At 65.5% G+C, this 18,353-nt stretch carries 10 protein-coding genes; 2 read left to right on the top strand and 8 right to left on the bottom strand.

What is annotated here, in order from left to right; all coding sequences use genetic code 11:
- Window positions 1-497 precede the first annotated feature (497 nt).
- Genes BMX78_RS17950 through BMX78_RS17940 form a run of 3 tightly spaced genes read right to left on the bottom strand, consistent with a single transcriptional unit; the run spans window position 498 to window position 8,072 of the window.
- Window positions 498-4,196, bottom strand: coding sequence for a 1,4-alpha-glucan branching enzyme (locus BMX78_RS17950; protein ID WP_091422278.1), 3,699 nt, complete (start codon window positions 4,194-4,196; stop codon window positions 498-500).
- A 1-nt stretch (window position 4,197) separates the two neighbouring features.
- A complete protein-coding gene (gene treS / locus BMX78_RS17945) occupies window positions 4,198-5,994 on the bottom strand; it encodes a maltose alpha-D-glucosyltransferase (RefSeq protein WP_091422274.1) in 1,797 nt (598 codons plus the stop codon).
- Window positions 5,991-8,072 (bottom strand): alpha-1,4-glucan--maltose-1-phosphate maltosyltransferase, encoded by a 2,082-nt coding sequence (locus tag BMX78_RS17940; RefSeq protein WP_091422271.1) that lies wholly within the window; start codon window positions 8,070-8,072, stop codon window positions 5,991-5,993. The genes treS and BMX78_RS17940 overlap by 4 nt, the downstream gene beginning before the upstream one ends.
- A gap of 154 nt (window positions 8,073-8,226) precedes the next feature.
- On the opposite strand from BMX78_RS17940, the gene glgP reads away from it, so the two are divergent.
- Window positions 8,227-10,848 (top strand): alpha-glucan family phosphorylase, encoded by a 2,622-nt coding sequence (gene glgP, locus BMX78_RS17935; protein ID WP_211482590.1) that lies wholly within the window; start codon window positions 8,227-8,229, stop codon window positions 10,846-10,848.
- A 47-nt stretch (window positions 10,849-10,895) separates the two neighbouring features.
- Complete coding sequence (locus tag BMX78_RS17930; RefSeq protein ID WP_091422270.1) at window positions 10,896-12,692, top strand: thiamine pyrophosphate-requiring protein; 1,797 nt, start codon at window positions 10,896-10,898, stop codon at window positions 12,690-12,692.
- Window positions 12,693-12,752: 60 nt separating this feature from the next.
- Here the strand turns inward: BMX78_RS17930 and BMX78_RS17925 are convergent, their stop codons facing one another.
- From BMX78_RS17925 to cysS, 5 genes are all read right to left on the bottom strand, one after another.
- Window positions 12,753-13,109, bottom strand: coding sequence for a barstar family protein (locus BMX78_RS17925; RefSeq protein ID WP_091422269.1), 357 nt, complete (start codon window positions 13,107-13,109; stop codon window positions 12,753-12,755).
- Window positions 13,110-13,117: 8 nt separating this feature from the next.
- The gene (locus BMX78_RS17920) at window positions 13,118-13,618 is read right to left on the bottom strand and encodes a guanyl-specific ribonuclease (RefSeq protein ID WP_091422267.1); all 501 of its coding nucleotides are present in this window, start codon (window positions 13,616-13,618) and stop codon (window positions 13,118-13,120) included.
- Between the two features lie 14 nt (window positions 13,619-13,632).
- The gene (gene glgX / locus BMX78_RS17915) at window positions 13,633-15,762 is read right to left on the bottom strand and encodes a glycogen debranching protein GlgX (protein ID WP_091422266.1); all 2,130 of its coding nucleotides are present in this window, start codon (window positions 15,760-15,762) and stop codon (window positions 13,633-13,635) included.
- 28 nt (window positions 15,763-15,790) lie between these two features.
- Complete coding sequence (gene rlmB / locus BMX78_RS17910; RefSeq protein ID WP_091422263.1) at window positions 15,791-16,780, bottom strand: 23S rRNA (guanosine(2251)-2'-O)-methyltransferase RlmB; 990 nt, start codon at window positions 16,778-16,780, stop codon at window positions 15,791-15,793.
- A 105-nt stretch (window positions 16,781-16,885) separates the two neighbouring features.
- Window positions 16,886-18,352, bottom strand: a complete 1,467-nt coding sequence (cysS, locus tag BMX78_RS17905; protein WP_091422261.1) for a cysteine--tRNA ligase — start codon at window positions 18,350-18,352, stop codon at window positions 16,886-16,888.
- Between the last annotated feature and the right edge of the window lies 1 nt (window position 18,353).

Here is an 18,353-nt window from a genome sequence, read left to right as displayed (position 1 = left end):
CCGTTGAAGTAAAACAAAAACGAACACAACCAAGAAACCACGGGAAAACGCGGAAACCAGGCTGCAAAAATTTGAAACCAGCTGTAAAAACCAGACCACCCACAGGGGCGGGCAGCCCAGCAAATCCAACCAATTCATAAAACAATTGGTATCAACAAACTTGGCACACTATTGAGTTCTCAAACAACAGACACACCCGGCACCACCACAACAACAACCAGTCATGGATCGCTCCGGAGCAACTTTTCAAACTTACCGGCTGGCTTCCTACTTGTCAAACCGGCGCCCGCAACCCTGATCGCCGTGAGGCTTGAGTTTCGGTTTTTCCGGCTGACTCTGTGGACCAGCGCGGAAATAAACTCTACCACCACTCTGCCGGGATAGCCAACCGGGTAGCCAACCGGCCTCCCCCCGATACCAGGCAGCCCAGATCCGGCCACGAAAAAGCCCGGAATCACAAGGATCCCGGGCCATTCGTCAACACTTGGAACCAAGGGTCAGCCAGCGGCTGATGTACCCGGCTTGAAGTAGGCAGCACCAAGCGGCGGCAAGGTGACGCTCAGGGTGGCCGGCTGCCCGTCCTGCCCTTCCCCGGCGGCCTTCAGTTCTCCGTTGTTGAGCACCCCGGATCCGCCGTAAGTGGTGGAGTCGGTGTTGAGCACCTCGGTCCAGACACCTGCCTCCGGCACTCCCAGCGTGTAGCCGGCATGCGGCGCGCCAGAGAAGTTGATGGCGCACACCAGGGGGTTGCCCTCCTTGTCCCACCGGATGAATGAGAGAACGTTGCGGTCCGCGTCTCCCCCATTGATCCACTGGAAGCCGCCCGGTTCGTTGTCGCGGGTGTAGAGCGCGGGAGTGGAGGCGTAGAGCTCGTTGAGGTCCTTGGTCAGCAGCTGGATTCCCTTATGGGCCGGAATGTCCGCAAGCCACCAGTCGAGGCCGTGCTGTTCTGACCATTCGGCTTCCTGGCCGAATTCCGTGCCCATAAAGATGAGCTGCTTGCCCGGGTGGGCCCACTGGTACGCCAGGAAAGCACGCAGGTTGGCCAGCTGCTGCCAGCGGTCACCGGGCATCTTCCGGAGCATGGAGCCCTTGCCGTGCACTACCTCGTCGTGGCTGATGGGCAGCAGGAAGTTCTCGGTGAAGGCATACACCAGGGAGAACGTGACCGTGCCGTGGTGCCATTTGCGGTTGACCGGATCCTCGGAGGCGTACTTGAGGGAATCGTGCATCCAGCCCATGTTCCACTTCAGGCCGAAGCCCAGCCCGCCGTGGCTGGTGGGGGCAGTGACGCCCGGGAATGCAGTGGATTCCTCTGCAATCATGACGGCGCCGGGGTGCGTCTTGTACACCGTGGCGTTGACTTCCTGCAGGAAGGAAATGGCCTCCAGGTTCTCCCGGCCGCCGAAGCGGTTGGGCCGCCACTGGCCCTCCTCGCGGGAGTAATCCAGATAAAGCATGGACGCTACGGCATCCACCCGCAGGCCGTCGATGTGGAACTCTTCCAGCCAGTACAGGGCATTGGCCACAAGGAAGTTGCGCACCTCTGTCCGGCCGAAGTCGAAGATCAACGTGCCCCAGTCCGGGTGCTCACCCAAGGCCGGATCGGAGTGCTCATAGAGGGGCTCGCCGTCGAACTGGGCCAGGGCCCATGCGTCCTTGGGGAAGTGTGCCGGCACCCAGTCCAGCAGGACACCGATTCCGGCCTGGTGGAGCGCGTCCACCAGATACCGGAACTCGTCCGGGTGGCCGAACCGGGAGGTGGGGGCGAAGTACGACGTGACCTGGTAGCCCCAGGAACCTCCGAAGGGATGCTCCGCCACGGGCATGAATTCCACATGGGTGAAGCCAAGCCACTTAACGTAGTCCACCAGCTCTTTGGCCAGTTCCTTGTAGCCGAGCCCCAGCCGCCAGGAACCAAGGTGCACTTCGTAGACGCTCATGGCCGAGTTGTGCGGATCCCGCTGGGCCCGGGCTTCCATCCACGCGTCGTCCTTGAAGGCGTACGCGGGCTCCACAACACGGGAGGCGGTCAGCGGCGGGACCTCGGTTCCGAACGCGAGCGGGTCCGCCTTTTCCACCCAGTGGCCGGACCGGGTGCGGATCTCGAACTTGTAGCATGCACCGGCTGTGACGCCGGGAACGAAGATTTCCCAGACACCGGATGAGCCCAGGGAGCGGAGCGAATTCTCGCGGCCGTCCCAGCCGTTGAAGTCACCCTTGATCCGCACAGCCTGCGCGTTGGGTGCCCAAACGGCAAAGGAGACACCGTCCACGTCGCCCAGCGAGGACTTGTAGTGCTGGACATGGGCACCAAGCACCTGCCAGAGCTTCTCATGCCTGCCCTCGCCGATAAGGTGCAGGTCAACTTCACCCACGGTGGGCAGGTAGCGGTACGGCTCGTCCACGATGACGGGTTCGGCCCCCGCATACGTGACGGCAAGGCGGTAGTCCGGGACGTGGCCTTGCTGCAGGGGCTCCATCACGGCCACCCATACACCGTGGGCTTCATGCTCCATGGGAACCTCGCCCGCGGCCGTGATCACGGTGACGGACTCGGCCAGATGCTTCACGGTGCGGATGGTGACGTGGCCGTAGTCATCCAGGTGCGCCCCAAGGACGGAATGGGGGGCGTGGTGTTCGCCGTTCGCGATCTTGCCCAAGGTGCCTGCATCCACATGCAGCGGCACCCCGGGATGGTCGGTTCGTGCTGAGCCTGTCATTTCGTTACCTTCCGATGCTGCCCCGGCCTGTTGACCGGCGCCGTTACCGCTGAGGAGCCGCCTGGCGGCGTTCACGGGGATCGCCAGCCAGTCGGGCCTGTTACGCATTTCATAAACTACTTCGTACAGTGCCTTGTCCAGCCACAATGCCACAAAGAGGGGCGCGTCCTTGTCCACAGTGCCCGGCGTGACCTCCGCGTAGCCGGCAAGGAAGGCATCGGCGCAATCGTCAACCCAGGAGGCCGGCACCTGCGCGCCTTCCTGCTCGCGGCGGGCGGCCCCTGCCGCGTAGTCGAAGGACCGGAGCATTCCCACCACGTCGCGGAGGGGGACGTCGGGAACGTTGCGCTCGGCGATGGGACGCAGCGGTTCGCCTTCGAAGTCGAGGATGGCCCACCGCGGCGCCGCCCCCGCCTGCCCCGGAACCTGAAGGATCTGGCCGAGGTGGAGGTCCCCGTGGATCCGCTGCAGCGGACCGGCAGGGACGCCGTCGAGCCCCTTCAGCAAGGTGTCCAATGCCGTGCCAAAGGGCCCGACGGCGGAGGCCGCTTCAGCCCAGGCCTGCCGGACGCGCTGGGCTACTGCAGGCGCAATCACCTTGCCCGGTTCAGCCTCTTCGGATTGTCCGAGGGCTTCGGCGAGCCGGCGGTGGACGGTTGCGGTGGCGGCTCCGAGAGCGCGCGCCTCTGCCTTAAAGTCCGTTCCGGACCGCGCTGCGTCAACAGCGAGGCGCCAGGCATCGAGCCCGCCGGCCAGAAACTCGTGCGCCACGGCCAACTCCCCTTCCGCGTGCCGGGAACCCGCAGCAGTGCCGTCAGGGGAAGAAAGGCCGTGTGCCAACCACTCGCCGCGCACCCAGCCGAGAGTGGCTGGAACTTCAGCTGTACCCGCGGAAGTGAGGGCGGCGCCCACTTCGACTTCCGGGTTGGTCCCTGCCGAGAGGACACGGAAGAACTTCACGATGGCGGCTGATTCGCCGTCGTCCACGATCACCGAACTGTTGGACTGCTCTCCGGACAGCACTTTGACCACGCCGCGCGCCGTGGGCAGCCTGGGCCCTCCCGGGGTACGGAACCCGGCGGCGGTGCCGCTGGGCGCCTTCTCCCCGCCGCGCATGAGTTCGAGCCAGGCCCCCACAAAGTCGGGATCATGCACTGCGTCGTAGACCCATGGCCTCGAAGGGTCAGTGCCGGCGGCCTCGCCGATCAATGCCCGCTCCATGCCCGCCGCCGGTGCCGGCCGGAAACTCAAGGGGACCTGCACCACGTCGGTGCGCCGGCCGCCGTCGGCTCCCTTGGTGGTGACTTTCAGGAGGAACACCGCCAGCGCGGCGTGGCCGGAGGGATCCTCCAGTCCCAGGCTGCCTGCCTGGGCTACCTCGAAACCGGGGGTTTTGACGGGAAACCAGCGTTGCCTCGGAAGCCATTCCTGAAGCAGCGCGGTCAGGGCGGGGGTAAGGATGGGCTGGTTCATGTCAGTTCTCAATCGAGAGGATCGGCATTGCCTGCGTATAGGGGGACGAAGGATTGGACGCTGCCGAGCGGACCCGCAGCCAGAAAAAATCGTGGCTGCCCAGGGTCAGCGTCAGCGTCCCGTCCTCGTTGATGCCAGGAAATGGCTGGCCGCCGAACACATCCCGAAGGCCGCGGCCGGCGTAATCGGGAATGCGCAGCCTGGCGGCCACTGGATGCTGCGAGAGGTTGAAGGCACACAGGACGGTTTCACCGTCCACCCCGGCGGAGTTGCCGTCCGGCAGCTCCCGAAGGTACGCCAGTACGGCGTCGTGGTCTGCCTCAACGTGCTTGAAGGAACCGAGGCCGAAGGAGGGATGGTTCTTGCGGACGCTGAGGATCTGGCGGGTCCAGCGGAGCAGGGAACCCGAGTGCGCAGCCTCGGCCTCGACGTTGGCCATGTTGTAGTTATAGACCAGGGACTGGATGACCGGCAGGTAAAGCTTGCCGGGGTCCGCGTGGGAGAAGCCTGCGTTGCGGTCGGGGTTCCACTGCATGGGGGTGCGGACGGCGTCCCGGTCTTCGAGCCAGATGTTGTCCCCCATCCCGATCTCGTCCCCGTAATAGAGGAACGGGCTGCCGGGCAACGAGAGCAGCAGCGCGTTGATCAGCTCGATCTCTGCCCGGGAGTTGTCCAGCAGGGGCGCCAGCCGGCGGCGGATGCCGATGTTGGCCCGCATCCGGGGGTCCGGCGCATACCAGCCCAGCATGGCGGCCCGCTCGTCCGCGGTGACCATCTCAAGGGTCAGCTCGTCATGGTTCCGCAGGAAGGTTCCCCACTGCGCGCCCTCGGGGATATCGGGGGTGTCCTGCATCGTCTCGATGATGGGCGCGGCCTTTTGGTCCCGGAGCGCGTAGTACAGGCGCGGCATGATCGGGAAGTGGAAGGCCATGTGGCATTCGGGCTCCTCTTCCGTGCCGAAGTACTCCACCACCTCGTTCGGCGGCTGGTTGGCCTCGGCGATGATGACGCGCCCGGGGTAGCTCTCGTCCACCATGGCCCGGAGCCTGCGGAGGAATTCGTGGGTGGCGGGCAGGTTCTCGCAGTTGGTGCCCTCCTCCTCAAAGAGATACGGGATGGCGTCGGCACGGAACCCGTCGATGCCCTGGTCCAGCCAGAACCGCACCACGTCGAACAGGGCCTCGATCACCTTGGGGTTCTCGAAGTTCAGATCGGGCTGGTGGCTGAAGAACCGGTGCCAGAAAAACTGCCGCCGGATGGGGTCGAACGTCCAGTTCGATTCCTCGGTGTCCACAAAAATGATGCGGGCGTCCTGGTATTTCTCGTCCGTGTCACTCCACACATAGAAGTCGCCGTACGGGCCGTCGGGGTCCTTCCGCGATTCCTGGAACCACGGATGCTGGTCCGAGGTGTGGTTCAGGGGCAGGTCGATGATGACCCGCACGCCCCTGGCGTGCGCTTCCGCCACCAGCCGCTTGAAATCGGTGATGGTGCCGAACTCGTCCAGCACAGAGTTGTAGTCGGAGATGTCGTACCCGCCGTCACGCAGCGGCGACTGGAAGAACGGGGGCAGCCAGAGGCAGTCCACGCCCAGCCACTGCAGGTAGTCGAGCCTGTCGATGAGGCCCGAGAAATCTCCCGAGCCGTCACCGTTGGCATCCGCAAAAGCTCTGACGAGGACCTCGTAGAAAACGGCCTTCCGGTACCACAGAGGATCGTGCTGCAGGCCCGGCGCGTTCAGTTCGAAAGTGCTCTTCGGCGTGAAATGCCGGCCCGAACTTTGCGGATTAAAACTCACTGATGCGCTCTCCTGACACTCAGGATGTGTGCGGGCTCAACGTGCGGGTCGAGGCGGACGTAGTTGAACTCGCCCCATTCCCAGCTTTCCCCGGATATGAGGTCGTCCACATAGAAGCCGCCATTGGCAGTGCGGTCTTGCGGGTCCAGCTCCAGGGCCGCGAGGTCCAGGGAAACGCTGCCCTCCTTGGTGACGTGCGGATCGAGGTTCACCACCACGATGATGGTGTCCTTGGATCCGTCAGGGAGCGTCTTGTGCTTTGAGTACGCAACGGTGGAATCGTCCGTTGTGTAATGCACGGTCAGGTTCTGCAGGTCCTGCAGCGCAGGGTGCGCGTGACGGAGCTCGTTCAACCGGGTGATGTACGGTGCCAGGGTCCGCCCGGAGTGGGCCGCCGCATCCCAGTCACGTGCTTTGTATTCGAACTTTTCGTTGTCGATGTACTCTTCGGCTCCTGGCCGGGCAACGTGCTCATAAAGTTCGTAGCCGGCGTAGACGCCCCACAAGGGGCTTGCCGTGGATGCCAGCGCAGCCCGGATCTTGAAGGCTGCGGGGCCGCCGAACTGGAGGTATTCGGTGAGGATGTCCGGGGTGTTGACAAAGAAGTTGGGCCGGAAGAAGGCCGGGGACTCATGGCTGACCTCGGTGAAGTAGTCCTCGATCTCCTTCTTGGTGTTCCGCCAGGTGAAGTAGGTGTAGGACTGCTGGAACCCGGCCCGGCCCAGCGCGTGCATCATGGCGGGGCGGGTGAAGGCTTCCGCGAGGAAGACAACGCCCGGAACCTCTTTATTCACCTCCGCGATGAGCCATTCCCAGAACCACACCGGTTTGGTGTGCGGGTTATCGACGCGGAATATTTTTACGCCGTGGCTGACCCACAGCAGGACAATACGCAGAATTTCGTTTGAGAGCCCCTCCGGGTCATTATCGAAATTCAGCGGGTAAATGTCCTGGTACTTCTTGGGCGGGTTTTCCGCATAAGCAATGCTGCCGTCCACGCGTGTGGTGAACCATTCGGGGTTCGACTGGACCCAGGGGTGGTCCGGCGCCGCCTGCAGCGCCAGGTCCAGGGCAACTTCCAGGCCCAGTTCGTTGGCCCGGGCCACAAAAGCGTCGAAGTCCTCGAACGTGCCAAGGTCCGGATGGATGGCGTCGTGGCCGCCTTCCTTGGCGCCAATGGCCCACGGCGACCCGGGATCGTTGGGGCCGGCGATCAGCGTGTTGTTGGGACCCTTGCGGTGCTGGACGCCGATGGGGTGGATGGGCGGCATGTACAGGACGTCGAAGCCCATGGCGGCGACGGCGTCGAGGCGCTTTGCGGCGGTGCGGAAGTTGCCGGAGGTCCAGGTACCCGTTTCGTGGTTGCGGACGGCTCCCTCGGAACGTGGGAAGAACTCGTACCAGGCGCCGCGGCCGGCGAGGTCGCGCTCCACCAGCAGCGGGAACTGCTCGGAGACTGTCACCAGTTCGCGGATGGGCTCGCGGCGCACGATGTCCGCCACGCCGTCGCTGAACCCGGCGGCGAGGCGCTCTTCGGGGCTGAGCGACCTGTCTGCCAGCCGGTCGGCGACCCAGCGCAATGTTGCCCGGTCCGCCTCGCTGCGGGAGGCGTCGTCGGACGCTTCACCCAGCAGCGCCGCGCCCTCGGCGAGCATCAGCTCCACGTCGATTCCGGCAGCCACCTTCACCTCGGCGTTGTGGTGCCAGGTGCCGTAGCGGTCGTGCCAGGCTTCGATGACAAAGGACCAGTCGCCAACGTCCGACGGCGTGAGGACGCCTTCCCAGCGGTCCGTTCCCATGCCGCGTTCCCCGCGCGGCGGTGCGAGCCTCACCCGCTGGCGCTCGTTGCCTTGGGGATCCAGGAGCACGGCGCTGACGCCGAGCATGTCATGCCCCTCGCGGAAGGCGGTGGCTCCAACGACTATCCCCTCACCCGGCAGGGCCTTGGCAGGGAATCTTCCACCTTCAACCACCGGCTGCACGGCGGTGATGGGAAAACGTCCAAACCGCAGGCCGTCAGTGATGCGGCCCTTCGGCTTATTGTCTAATGCGGCACTGGTTCCTGAGTTAGTCGTCACACGCTCGACGTTAGCGAGAAATGGCCGGGAATGCTAAGCCTTGCGCACTAATTTTGTTGCGCCCCGTGTCATTTACTTCATGCCGCCGGTCATTTACCCAAAAGAAACCTGATGCTGGTTCCGGCTGCCCATGTTGTCCGTTAGTGTGACGCAGGTGAAGGCAATCCGCAGATTTACGGTCCGTACAGTGCTCCCCGAGCCCATCCGCCCGCTGGCCCGGCTGGCCAGCAATTTGCGCTGGTCCTGGCACCGCCCCACCCGCGAACTCTTCGCCGGGCTGAACCCCCGGCTGTGGACTGAGAGCGGCGAGGATCCGGTCGGTTTCCTGGGCCTGGTGAGCCGCGAAGAGCTGCAGCAGCTGGCTGCGGACCAGTCCGTGGTGGAACGCGTCCGGGCCGCCGAGGAGGACCTCGACCGCTACCTCGAGGAGCCGCGCTGGTACCAGAGCCTGGGGCCCGATGCGCCGGCCGCGATTGCTTACTTCTCCCCCGAATTCGGCATCACTGAGGTCCTTCCGCAGTACTCAGGCGGCCTGGGCATCCTGGCCGGGGACCACCTGAAGGCCGCCTCGGACCTGGGCGTGCCCCTGATCGGCGTTGGCCTGCTGTACCAGGCCGGGTACTTCAAGCAGTCCCTCTCCCGGGATGCCTGGCAGCAGGAAACCTACCCGGTCCTGGATCCTGACGGACTCCCGCTCACGCTGCTGCGCGAGCCTTCCCCGGACGGCAACGGCCGCCCCCTGCAGGTCTCGCTGCCCCTTCCCAACAACCGGCGCCTGCTGGCACACATCTGGCGGGCCGACGTCGGCCGTGTCCCGCTGCTGCTCCTGGATTCCAACGTCCCGGGCAACGACGAGGCGGCCCGCAGCATCACCGACCGCCTGTACGGCGGCGGCGGGGACCACCGGCTGCAGCAGGAACTGCTGCTGGGCATGGGCGGGGTCAAGGCACTGCGTGCCTTCCAGAAGCTCACCGGATCGGTGGCCCCGGAGGTTTTCCACACCAACGAGGGCCACGCCGGCTTCCTTGGCATCGAACGCATCCAGGAACTGATGGCCGGGGACGAGGCACTTACCTTCGACGAGGCATTGGCTGCCGGCCGTGCCTCCACCGTTTTCACCACCCACACGCCGGTGCCCGCGGGCATCGACCGGTTTGAAATCGCACAGATCCACCACTTCTTCCAGGCTGGCCTGGCACCATCTGTGCCCGTGGACCGGATCCTGGAGCTGGGCCGGGAAAACTACGCCGACGGCAACGCGTCAGTGTTCAACATGGCCGTGATGGGCCTGCGGCTGGCGCAGCGTGCCAACGGCGTGGCCAAGCTGCACGGCGAAGTGTCCCGCGGCATGTTCTCTGCCCTGTGGCCGGGATTCGACCACTCCGAAGTACCCATCACGTCTGTCACCAACGGCGTGCACGTGCCCACGTGGGTGGACAGCCGGATTTCCAAGCTCGCCCGGGACCAGTTCGGCAGCGAAGCGGAAGCCAACGGCCGGTGGGACCTGGCCTACAACGTCAGCGATGCCGACGTGTGGGCACTGCGCCGCGAGATGCGCGCAGCCCTGGTGGAGGATGTCCGCAAGCGGCTGCGCGCCGCCTGGAAGAAACGCGGCGCCGCCGACGCCGAGCTGGGCTGGACGGACAACGTCCTGGACCCGGACGTGCTCACCATAGGGTTCGCCCGCCGTGTTCCGACGTACAAGCGCCTCACGCTGATGCTGCGCGAGCCCGAAAGGCTCAAGGCACTGCTGCTGCACAAGGAACACCCCATCCAGCTGGTCATCGCCGGCAAATCCCATCCCGCTGACGACGCGGGCAAAAAGATGATCCAGGACCTGGTCCGCTTCACGGATGATCCCGAGGTCCGCCACCGCATCGCGTTCCTGCCGAACTACGACATCGCGATGGCGCGCACCCTCTTCCCGGGGTGCGACGTGTGGTTGAACAACCCGCTCCGTCCGCTTGAGGCCTGCGGAACCTCGGGCATGAAGGCCGCCCTGAACGGTTCGTTAAACCTCTCCGTCCTGGACGGCTGGTGGGATGAGATGTACGACGGCGAAAACGGCTGGGCGATCCCCACCGCCAATAACGGCGCATCTCCGGAGGAACGCGACGATATCGAGGCCGCAGCCCTGTACGAACTCCTGGAAACCCAGGTGGCCCCGCGCTTCTACGGCAGCACGGTGTCCGAAAGCGCAGGCGCCGCAGGGCCGTCCACAGCGTCGGGCGCCGAGAAGGTGCCCACGCACTGGGTGTCCATGATCAAGCACACGCTCTCGCACCTCGGACCGAAGGTCTCGGCCGAGCGAATGCTGCGCGACTACGTGAACATCCTCTACCGCCCGGCGGCTGAGGCGGGACGCAGCGCCGGAGCGAACTCGTACTCGCAGGCCCGCAACCTCGCAGCCTGGACGGCCAACGTCCGCTCCGCCTGGCCGCACGTGCATGTTGAGCATGTGGACTCGGTGGGGGTTTCCGAGGACCCGCAGATCGGCGACACTCTCCAGGTCAATGCCTACGTGGCCCTGAACAGCCTCACCCCCGAGGACGTCAGCGTGGAAGTGGCCTACGGCCGGGCCGAGGAAAGCGACACCTTGGCAGAGATCACCGTGATGGAACTCAAGGTCCAGGAAGACCTGGGCAGCGGCCGGCACCTGTTCAGCGGTTCCCTGGTGATCGACCGTTCCGGGTCCTTCGGTTACACCGTCAGAGTGCTGCCGCGGCATGACGCACTGGCGTCCAAGGCTGAGCTGGGACTGATCGTCAACGCGTAACGGCTGACGCCGGACGCGCGGCAGGAGAAACGCAGCAGGAGGAACCCATGAACGACCGTACCGTGGCAGACCTGATAGTTGACCGGCTCGAAACATGGGGCGTCAGCCGCGTGTTCGGCTACAGCGGGGACGGGATCAACGGATTTATGGGCGCCTTGCGCCGGGCCGAAGGCCGCGTTGAATTCGTGCAGGCACGGCACGAGGAAACCGCGGCCTTTATGGCCGTGGGCCACGCCAAGTACACCGGCGGGGTGGGCGTGGTGACCTCCACCCAGGGACCTGGCGCCGTTCACCTGCTGAACGGCCTGTACGACGCAAAGCTCGACGGCGTGCCCGTGGTGGCGATCGTGGGCCAGCAGAGCCGCACCGTGCTGGGCTCGGCGTACATGCAGGAAATTGAACTCACCGTTCTGTTCAAGGACGTTGCAGCCCAGTTCGTGCAACAGGTCAACGCTCCTGAGCAGCTGCCCATGGTCCTGGACCGTGCGTTCCGGACGGCAAAGGCCACCTCGTCGCCCTGCGTGGTGATCCTGCCGCATGACATCCAGTCCGCGCCCGCGCCCGAGCTGGAGCAGGAGCACGGCGTGGTGGTCACCGCACCGTCCTGGAGCACCTCGGCCAAGACCCCGCGTACGGAAGACCTTGATGCCGCCGCTGCGATCCTCAACGGCGCCACGAAGGTGGCGCTCCTTGTTGGCCAGGGCGCACGCCACGCCGGGGCGGACGTGGTGGCTGTCGCAGAACAGCTTGGCGCCGGGATCGCCACCAGCCTGCTGGGCAAGCCGTACGTGGACGAAACCCTGCCCTTTGCCGTGGGCACGATGGGACATTTGGGCAGCACGGCAAGTGCCCACCTGCTGGGAAACTGCGATGCCCTGCTCATTGTGGGTTCGAACGATCCCTGGACCGAGTTTTATCCCCCGCCCGGCGCCGCCCGTGCCGTCCAGATCGACATCGACGAGCGGAAGATCGGCAACCGCTACCCTGTCGAAGTCGGCCTGGCGGGCGACGCCGCGGCCGCACTGCAGGCGCTCAGTTCACGGCTGACAGCGCGTCCCCGCGGACAGTGGCGCGACGACGTCGAACAGGAAGTGGTCCGCTGGCGGGCGTTGGCGAAGGAACGTGCAGCTGTCCCGGCCAGCCCGGTGAACCCGGAGCGGGTGGTGCGGGAGCTGAACGGCCGGCTGCCGGCCAACGCGCAGTTAAGTATCGACGTCGGCAGTTGCGTTTACTGGTATGCCCGCCAGCTGGTCCTTCCGCCAGGCGTTCCCGCGCACCTTTCGGGCACGCTGGCCAGCATGGGCTGCTCCATCCCGTACGGCATTGCCGCGAAGCTTGCGCACCCGGACCGGCCGCTGGTGGCGCTGGCCGGGGACGGCGCCATGCAGATGGCCGGGATCGCCGAACTGGTAACCGTGGCGCACCGCTGGCGGCAGTGGCAGGACCCGCGCTTCATTGTGTGCGTCTTCAATAACCGGGAGCTCACCGAAGTCACCTGGGAGCAACGCGAGTCCGAGGGCGAACCCAGGTTCAAGGACAGCCAGGAGCTCCCGGACTTTCCGTTCGCGGGCTACGCCGAACTGCTGGGTTTCACGGGTATCCGGGTGGAGGACCCGGAGCTTCTTGGGGACGCCTGGGAGCGGGCGTTCGCAGCGGACCGGCCGGTGGTGATCGAGGTCCTGACCGACCCCGAGGTTCCCCTCCTCCCACCCTTCCCGGGTGGCAAGGAGAAGGCCGAAAGCATGCGCAAGGCCCTGGCCGAAGAGGACGGCGGCGGCCGGGCACTGCGCCTGCTGGACACCTACACCGGACAGGAAGAGCGCGGCCAGGGCGGGGCTGGCTAAAAACAGGGCTGGGTTTAGCAACCGGATCCGTTAACAGCGAGGCAAAAGAGCAGGCTGGGTTTACAGCAGGACGGCGGTGACGGCCAGGTCCTTTCCGGCGTAGCGCTCGGCGTCCTGGAGGACCTCGCACATGACCCCGAAGGACCGGTCCGCGCGGAACGGGGCAGCCACCTGCCAGAGGACCGTGACCGGCGGATTGCCGTTCTCCGTGATGCTGTCCGCGAAGTCGTGGAGTGAATCGTTGAGGGCATCCAGGTTCACGCCGTAGTGTTCCGGGAAGTTCAGGACCTCGCCGAAGGTTTCCAGGACTGCTCTTTTGCTGTCGGCTGCGGGGACCACCAGGCTGCGGCGTCCGGCGTCTGCCACCTGCTCCTTTAGTTCTTCCAAGGTCCAGGTGTCGCCGGAGTAGATCTTCATGGCTGTGTTCAGCTGCCTTCCGCTATGAATCGAAATGTCTCGTAGTGATCATCGGTGTAGTACTTCTCCCCGCCATTGCCGGCCACTATGCGCCGGGCTCCCCTGTCTGATTCTCCGGGCGTGGGCACCGTATATTCGCGGTAGTAGCCCCTGTCCCTCCGCGGGAGGATGCGTTCAAAATTTCCGAACGCCTGGTTGTCCTGGCTGTACCGGAAGGGGCCCCCGGACCGGATGAGGCCGAGCGTGCTCCGGGCTTCGGCGGGAAGGGCGGACTCGCGCACCTCCGGCAGTCCTGACGGGTTGTCCGGGACGGCTGCAGGGGGCGCAGCGGCGCCCCCTGAGCCGGGCGCAGCAGCAGAGGATGCAGGCGGCACCGGCGCCGCGCTCGAGGTGCCCTCCGCCGTCGTACCTTGCGTGAGCTGGCCCAGGACTCCGGTGCCGCCGAACGCCAGGAGCGCCAGCACAACAAGTGCGGCCAGCAGCAAGGACAGGATGTTGCGGTTGCGCATGGATTCTCCGGCGGCTACGTACGGTAGATGTTGATGGAGTTGGCCTCGACGAGGTCCTTCTCCCCGGGGGAAACCCTGATGCCCTGCCGGAGCTCGTGCAGCGGCGATGTGGTCAGCCGAAGCTCGAACTGGCCGTGGTCGGCGCCTTCTGCAGCGACACGGGGCAGGGTGATCTGCACGTCCGAGGTATTGCCGTTCACTACCACCAGGCCGGCCAGGGTGCCGTCATCGGAGCCGAGCAGGAGCTGCACCACGCGGTGCTGGGGATCGTTCCAGCGTTCCATGGACATGGGCTGGCCGGTGTGGTCGAACCAGTGGAGATAGGACTGTCCGTCCTGCACCGGGAAGTCATGCGGCTGGGCGGCCAGGAACTCTTTCCGCAGGCGGATGTACCGCTTGGTGCTGCGGAGCATCTCGTGGGATTCGGGCGTCGCAGTCCAGTCGAGCCAGGCGATGGCGTTGTCCTGGCAGTAGGCGTTGTTGTTTCCCTGCTGGGTCCGGGCCAGCTCGTCCCCGGCGGTGATCATGGGGACGCCGAGGGAAACCATCAACGAAGCCATCAGGTTCCGGCGCGACTGCGCACGCGCGGCGAGGATGGCGCCGTCCTCCGTAGGGCCTTCAAAACCGTGGTTGTAGCTGCGGTTGTCGCCGTGCCCGTCCCGGTTCTGCTCGCCGTTGGCCTCGTTGTGCTTCCTGTCATAGGAGACAAGATCGTTCATGGTGAAGCCATCGTGGGAGGTGATGTAGTTCAGCGAGGCCAGGCGGGAACGGCCGGATGCGGCAAAGAGGCCGGCAGAGCCTGAGAGGACATCCGCGAGCCTGGACACCGAACCGCCCTGGCCGCCGGACTCAAGGGAAGCCCGGTCCGCCAGCCAGAAGGAGCGCACGGCGTCGCGGAAGTGGTCGTTCCAGTCTGCCCAGCCCGCCGGGAACCGCCCGGTCTGCCAGCCGCCGTAGCCCACATCCCACGGTTCGGCGATGAGTTTCACATCTGACAGGACGGGATCCGCTGCAATGTCTTCCAGGAACTGGTGTTTGGGATCGAACTCGTTGGCGGCATTCCGGCAGAGCGTCACCGCCAGGTCAAACCGGAAGCCGTCGATGTGGAACTCATCCACCCAGTACCGCAACGAGTCCAGGACCAGCTGCACCACCTGGGGCCGGGAAAAGTCCAGGCTGTTGCCGCAGCCGGTGGTGTCCACGTACCTGCCGTTCCCGTCGGTGCGGTAGTAGGTCTCCTCCCCCAGGCCCCGGAAGTTCAGCGTCTGGCCACCGGCACCGCCCTCGGCGGTGTGGTTGTACACCACGTCCAGGATGACTTCCAGCCCGGCGGTGTGCAGCGCCTTGACCATGCCCTTGAACTCGTCCTGGACCGCCTGCGGGCCGGCTTCCTGCGCCGCCCTGGTGGCGTAGCCAGGGTGCGGGGCGAAAAAGGCCGCGGTGTTATAACCCCAGTAGTTGGTCAGGCCCAGGTCCTGCAAATGCGGTTCATCCAGATGGAAGTGCACGGGCAGCAGTTGGACCGACGTGATACCCAGGCTCTTGAAGTGCTCAATGATGGCCGGGTGGGCCAGGCCCGCGTAGGTGCCGCGGAGTTCCTCAGGCACGTCCGGGTGGAGCATGCTCTGCCCGCGGACATGGGCCTCATAGACAATGGTGTCCCGCCACGGCAGCTTCAGCCGCGCGTCCAATCCCCAGTCGAAGTCGGCGGCGGTCCGCACGCTCGCCAGGAAACCCTCTGACTGGTCCACGGCGCGGCCGTAAGGGTCCAGCAGCAGCGGCTGCCCGCCGTCGTCGTCCATGCCGCCTGCCGGCACAGCCAGCGGCAGGGACTCACCGGCGGCCGCCCTCCGGAAGCCATACCTGGAGCCGTATGGCAGGTTGTCCACCATCCCGTGATGGACGTCCTGGCTCACGTTGGGAAGCGCCTGGACACGCCAGTCGCCGCCGGGAGCCTTGTAGACAATCTCCAGGTTTCGGACGCCGGGGGCATAACAGGCAACGTTGGCCTGAGCAGAGGGCCCCTTGCCGTTGCCGGCTGAGCCCGCACGGGCTGTGGCTCCGCGCGGGACACTGACACCAAGTGGAAGAGCCGTTGAGGCATCCGTGGCGGAAGCGGCAGTATCAAAGAGCGGCATGACCATCACCTAAATTTTAGCCGCCACTGACCTGCTATTTTGCCGCGCGCTGGCGGGACACTTCATACAGGGAGATGCCAACGGCCATCGACGCGTTCAGGGATTCCATCGCGGAGTCGATCGGAATCGACACAATCTGGTCGCAGTTTTCGCGGACCAGGCGGCTGAGGCCCTTGCCTTCGGAGCCCACCACGATGCACACCGGTTCGGTGGCGAGGGTCAGGTCCGGCAGTGAGACGTCGCCGTCGCCGTCCAGGCCCAGGACAAAGATGCCCATGTTCTTGAACTGCTTCAGCGCGTTGTTCAGGTTGGACGCGCGGGCCACCGGGACACGCACGGCCGCGCCGGCGCTGGTTTTCCAGGCGGAAGCGGTGACGCCCACCGAGCGGCGTTCGGGGACGATGACGCCGTGGCCGCTGAAGGCGGAAACGGAGCGGATGATGGCGCCCAGGTTGCGGGGGTCGGTAATGCCGTCGAGGGCGACGAAGAGCGGCGCGTTGGCGACGTGGCCCTTCTTCCACTTCGTCACGGTGTCCTCGGCGAGCTCGTAGGCGTCCTGGTACTCGTACGGCGGGATCTGGAGCACCAGGCCCTGGTGGACGGCGTCGTCGGTCATCCGGTCCAGCTCGGGCTTGCCGGTTTCCATCAACGGGATGCCGCGCTCGGCGGCAATCTTCAGGGATTCCTTGACCCGGTCATCCATTTCGATGCGGATGGCAACGTGCAGCGCCTTGGCGGGGATGCCGGCCCGGAGCGCTTCCACCACGGAGTTCCGACCGGTGACCACTTCTTCGGTGGCGCGTCCCTTGGGGCCGGACTTGGCCGCACCGGCGCTGCGGGCACCGGTGCTGCGCTTGGCGGCAGACCGCTCGGAGAGCTGCTTGGCCTTGTGCGCCTTGTGGTACGGGCGGTCCTCTGCCTTGGGCGTGGGGCCCTTGCCTTCGAGGGCCTTGCGGCCATGGCCACCGGTTCCGATGGTTGGGCCCTTCTTCGCTTTAACCGATCGGCGACCATTGTTGGCCATTGTGTTCCACCCTTGATTGTGCTGACTGAGTCTGCCTACCAGTCTACTGACCGAAGAAAAATCGAACGATCCGTGGTGTGGGGGTGCCCGGCGCGGGGTTTGGCGTCAGTCCCGCTTCAGGCTCCACGTTGCGCCGTCCGGCCCGTCCTCCACCACAACGCCGGCCTGGTTGAGTGTGTCCCGGATGGCGTCGGATGCTGCCCAGTTCTTTTCGGCCCTGGCCGCTGCCCGGGCGTCCAGCTGTGCCTGCACGAGGACGTCGAGGGCCGCGGCTTCCTTGCTGTTGCCGGCGTCTGAACCGGCCACTGCGTTGAGGCCGAGGACGTCGGTCATCACTGCCACCGTGTGCATTGCGAGGCGGGCCACGTCATCGTTGCCTTCGGCAAGGGCCGTGTTGCCGGCGCGCACCGTTTCGTGAAGTGCTGCCAGCGCACGCGGAACGTTGAGGTCGTCGTCCATCGCGGCGGAGAACGCGCTGAGGGTGTCCAGGGAGGAGCCGTTCGTGCCGGCAATAGAACCGAAGTCCGCACCGAACTTGGCGGCGGCTTTGGCGATGAACCCGTCAATGCGTTCGACGGCGGCCGCGGCTTCCTGCAGCGAGGTGGGACGGTAGTCCAGGATGGAGCGGTAGTGCGCCTGGCCAAGGTAGTACCGGACCACCCGGGGCGGGGCCAGTTCCAGCATCTCCGCGGGGCTGACGGTGTTCCCGATGGATTTGGACATCTTCTCGCCCTCATACGTGACCATGCCGTTGTGCATCCAGAAGTTGGCGAACGCGTGGCCTGCCGCCTGGGACTGGGCCAGTTCGTTTTCATGGTGCGGGAACCGCAGGTCCAGGCCGCCGCCGTGGATATCGAACTCGGTGCCGAGGTATTTGGTGACCATGGCCGAGCATTCCAGGTGCCAGCCTGGCCGGCCTGCTCCCCAGGGGGAAGCCCAGCTTGCCGTAGCCGGCTCACCGGCTTTGGAACCCTTCCACAGCGCGAAGTCCCGGGGATCACGCTTGCCCCGCGGGTCGGCGTCGGGAGCTGCCTGCATGTCGTCAATGTTCTGCCGGGTGAGGGAACCGTATTTGCTCCAAGACCGGACATCAAAGTAGACATCCCCGGAATCGTCCAGCGCCGGGTAGGCGTGGCCGCGGTCGATCAGTTGCTGGATGAGCGCATGCATTTCCGGGATGTGGCCGGTGGCGCGGGGTTCGTAGGTGGGCCGGGAGACGCCCAAGGCGTCGTAGGCCTTCAGGAACTCCTGCTCGTAGCGGTAAGCGAGGGCCCACCACTCTTCGCCGGGCATTTCCCCGGGCTCAGGCGTGAAACCCGGCGCGAAGGACGCTTCGGACTTGGCAAGGATCTTGTCGTCGATGTCCGTGACGTTCCGGACCACCGTGACCCGGAGGCCGCGGTATTGCAGCCAGCGGGTGAGCTGGTCGAACGCAATGGCGGAGCGGATGTGGCCAACATGGGGCATGCCCTGCACCGTGGCCCCGCAGTAGTAGAGGCTGGCCTTGCCCTCGACGAGGGGGACGAAGTTCCGGACTTCGGCGGAGGCAGTGTCATAGAAGCGCAGGGTCACC

The organism is Arthrobacter sp. OV608, assembly GCA_900110595.1.
GTDB lineage: Bacteria > Actinomycetota > Actinomycetes > Actinomycetales > Micrococcaceae > Arthrobacter.
The sequence above is the reverse complement of the archived record's forward strand: the minus strand, read 5'-3'. Positions and strand labels throughout refer to the sequence as shown.

Bases quoted from the DNA above. Each gene is read 5' to 3' on its own strand.
- BMX78_RS17950 (WP_091422278.1), bottom strand. From the start codon at position 4,196: ATGAACCAGCCCATCCTTACCCCCGCCCTGACCGCGCTGCTTCAGGAA.
- BMX78_RS17930 (WP_091422270.1), top strand. From the start codon at position 10,896: ATGAACGACCGTACCGTGGCAGACCTGATAGTTGACCGGCTCGAAACA.
- BMX78_RS17925 (WP_091422269.1), bottom strand. From the start codon at position 13,109: ATGAAGATCTACTCCGGCGACACCTGGACCTTGGAAGAACTAAAGGAG.
- BMX78_RS17920 (WP_091422267.1), bottom strand. From the start codon at position 13,618: ATGCGCAACCGCAACATCCTGTCCTTGCTGCTGGCCGCACTTGTTGTG.
- glgX (WP_091422266.1), bottom strand. From the start codon at position 15,762: ATGGTCATGCCGCTCTTTGATACTGCCGCTTCCGCCACGGATGCCTCA.
- rlmB (WP_091422263.1), bottom strand. From the start codon at position 16,780: ATGGCCAACAATGGTCGCCGATCGGTTAAAGCGAAGAAGGGCCCAACC.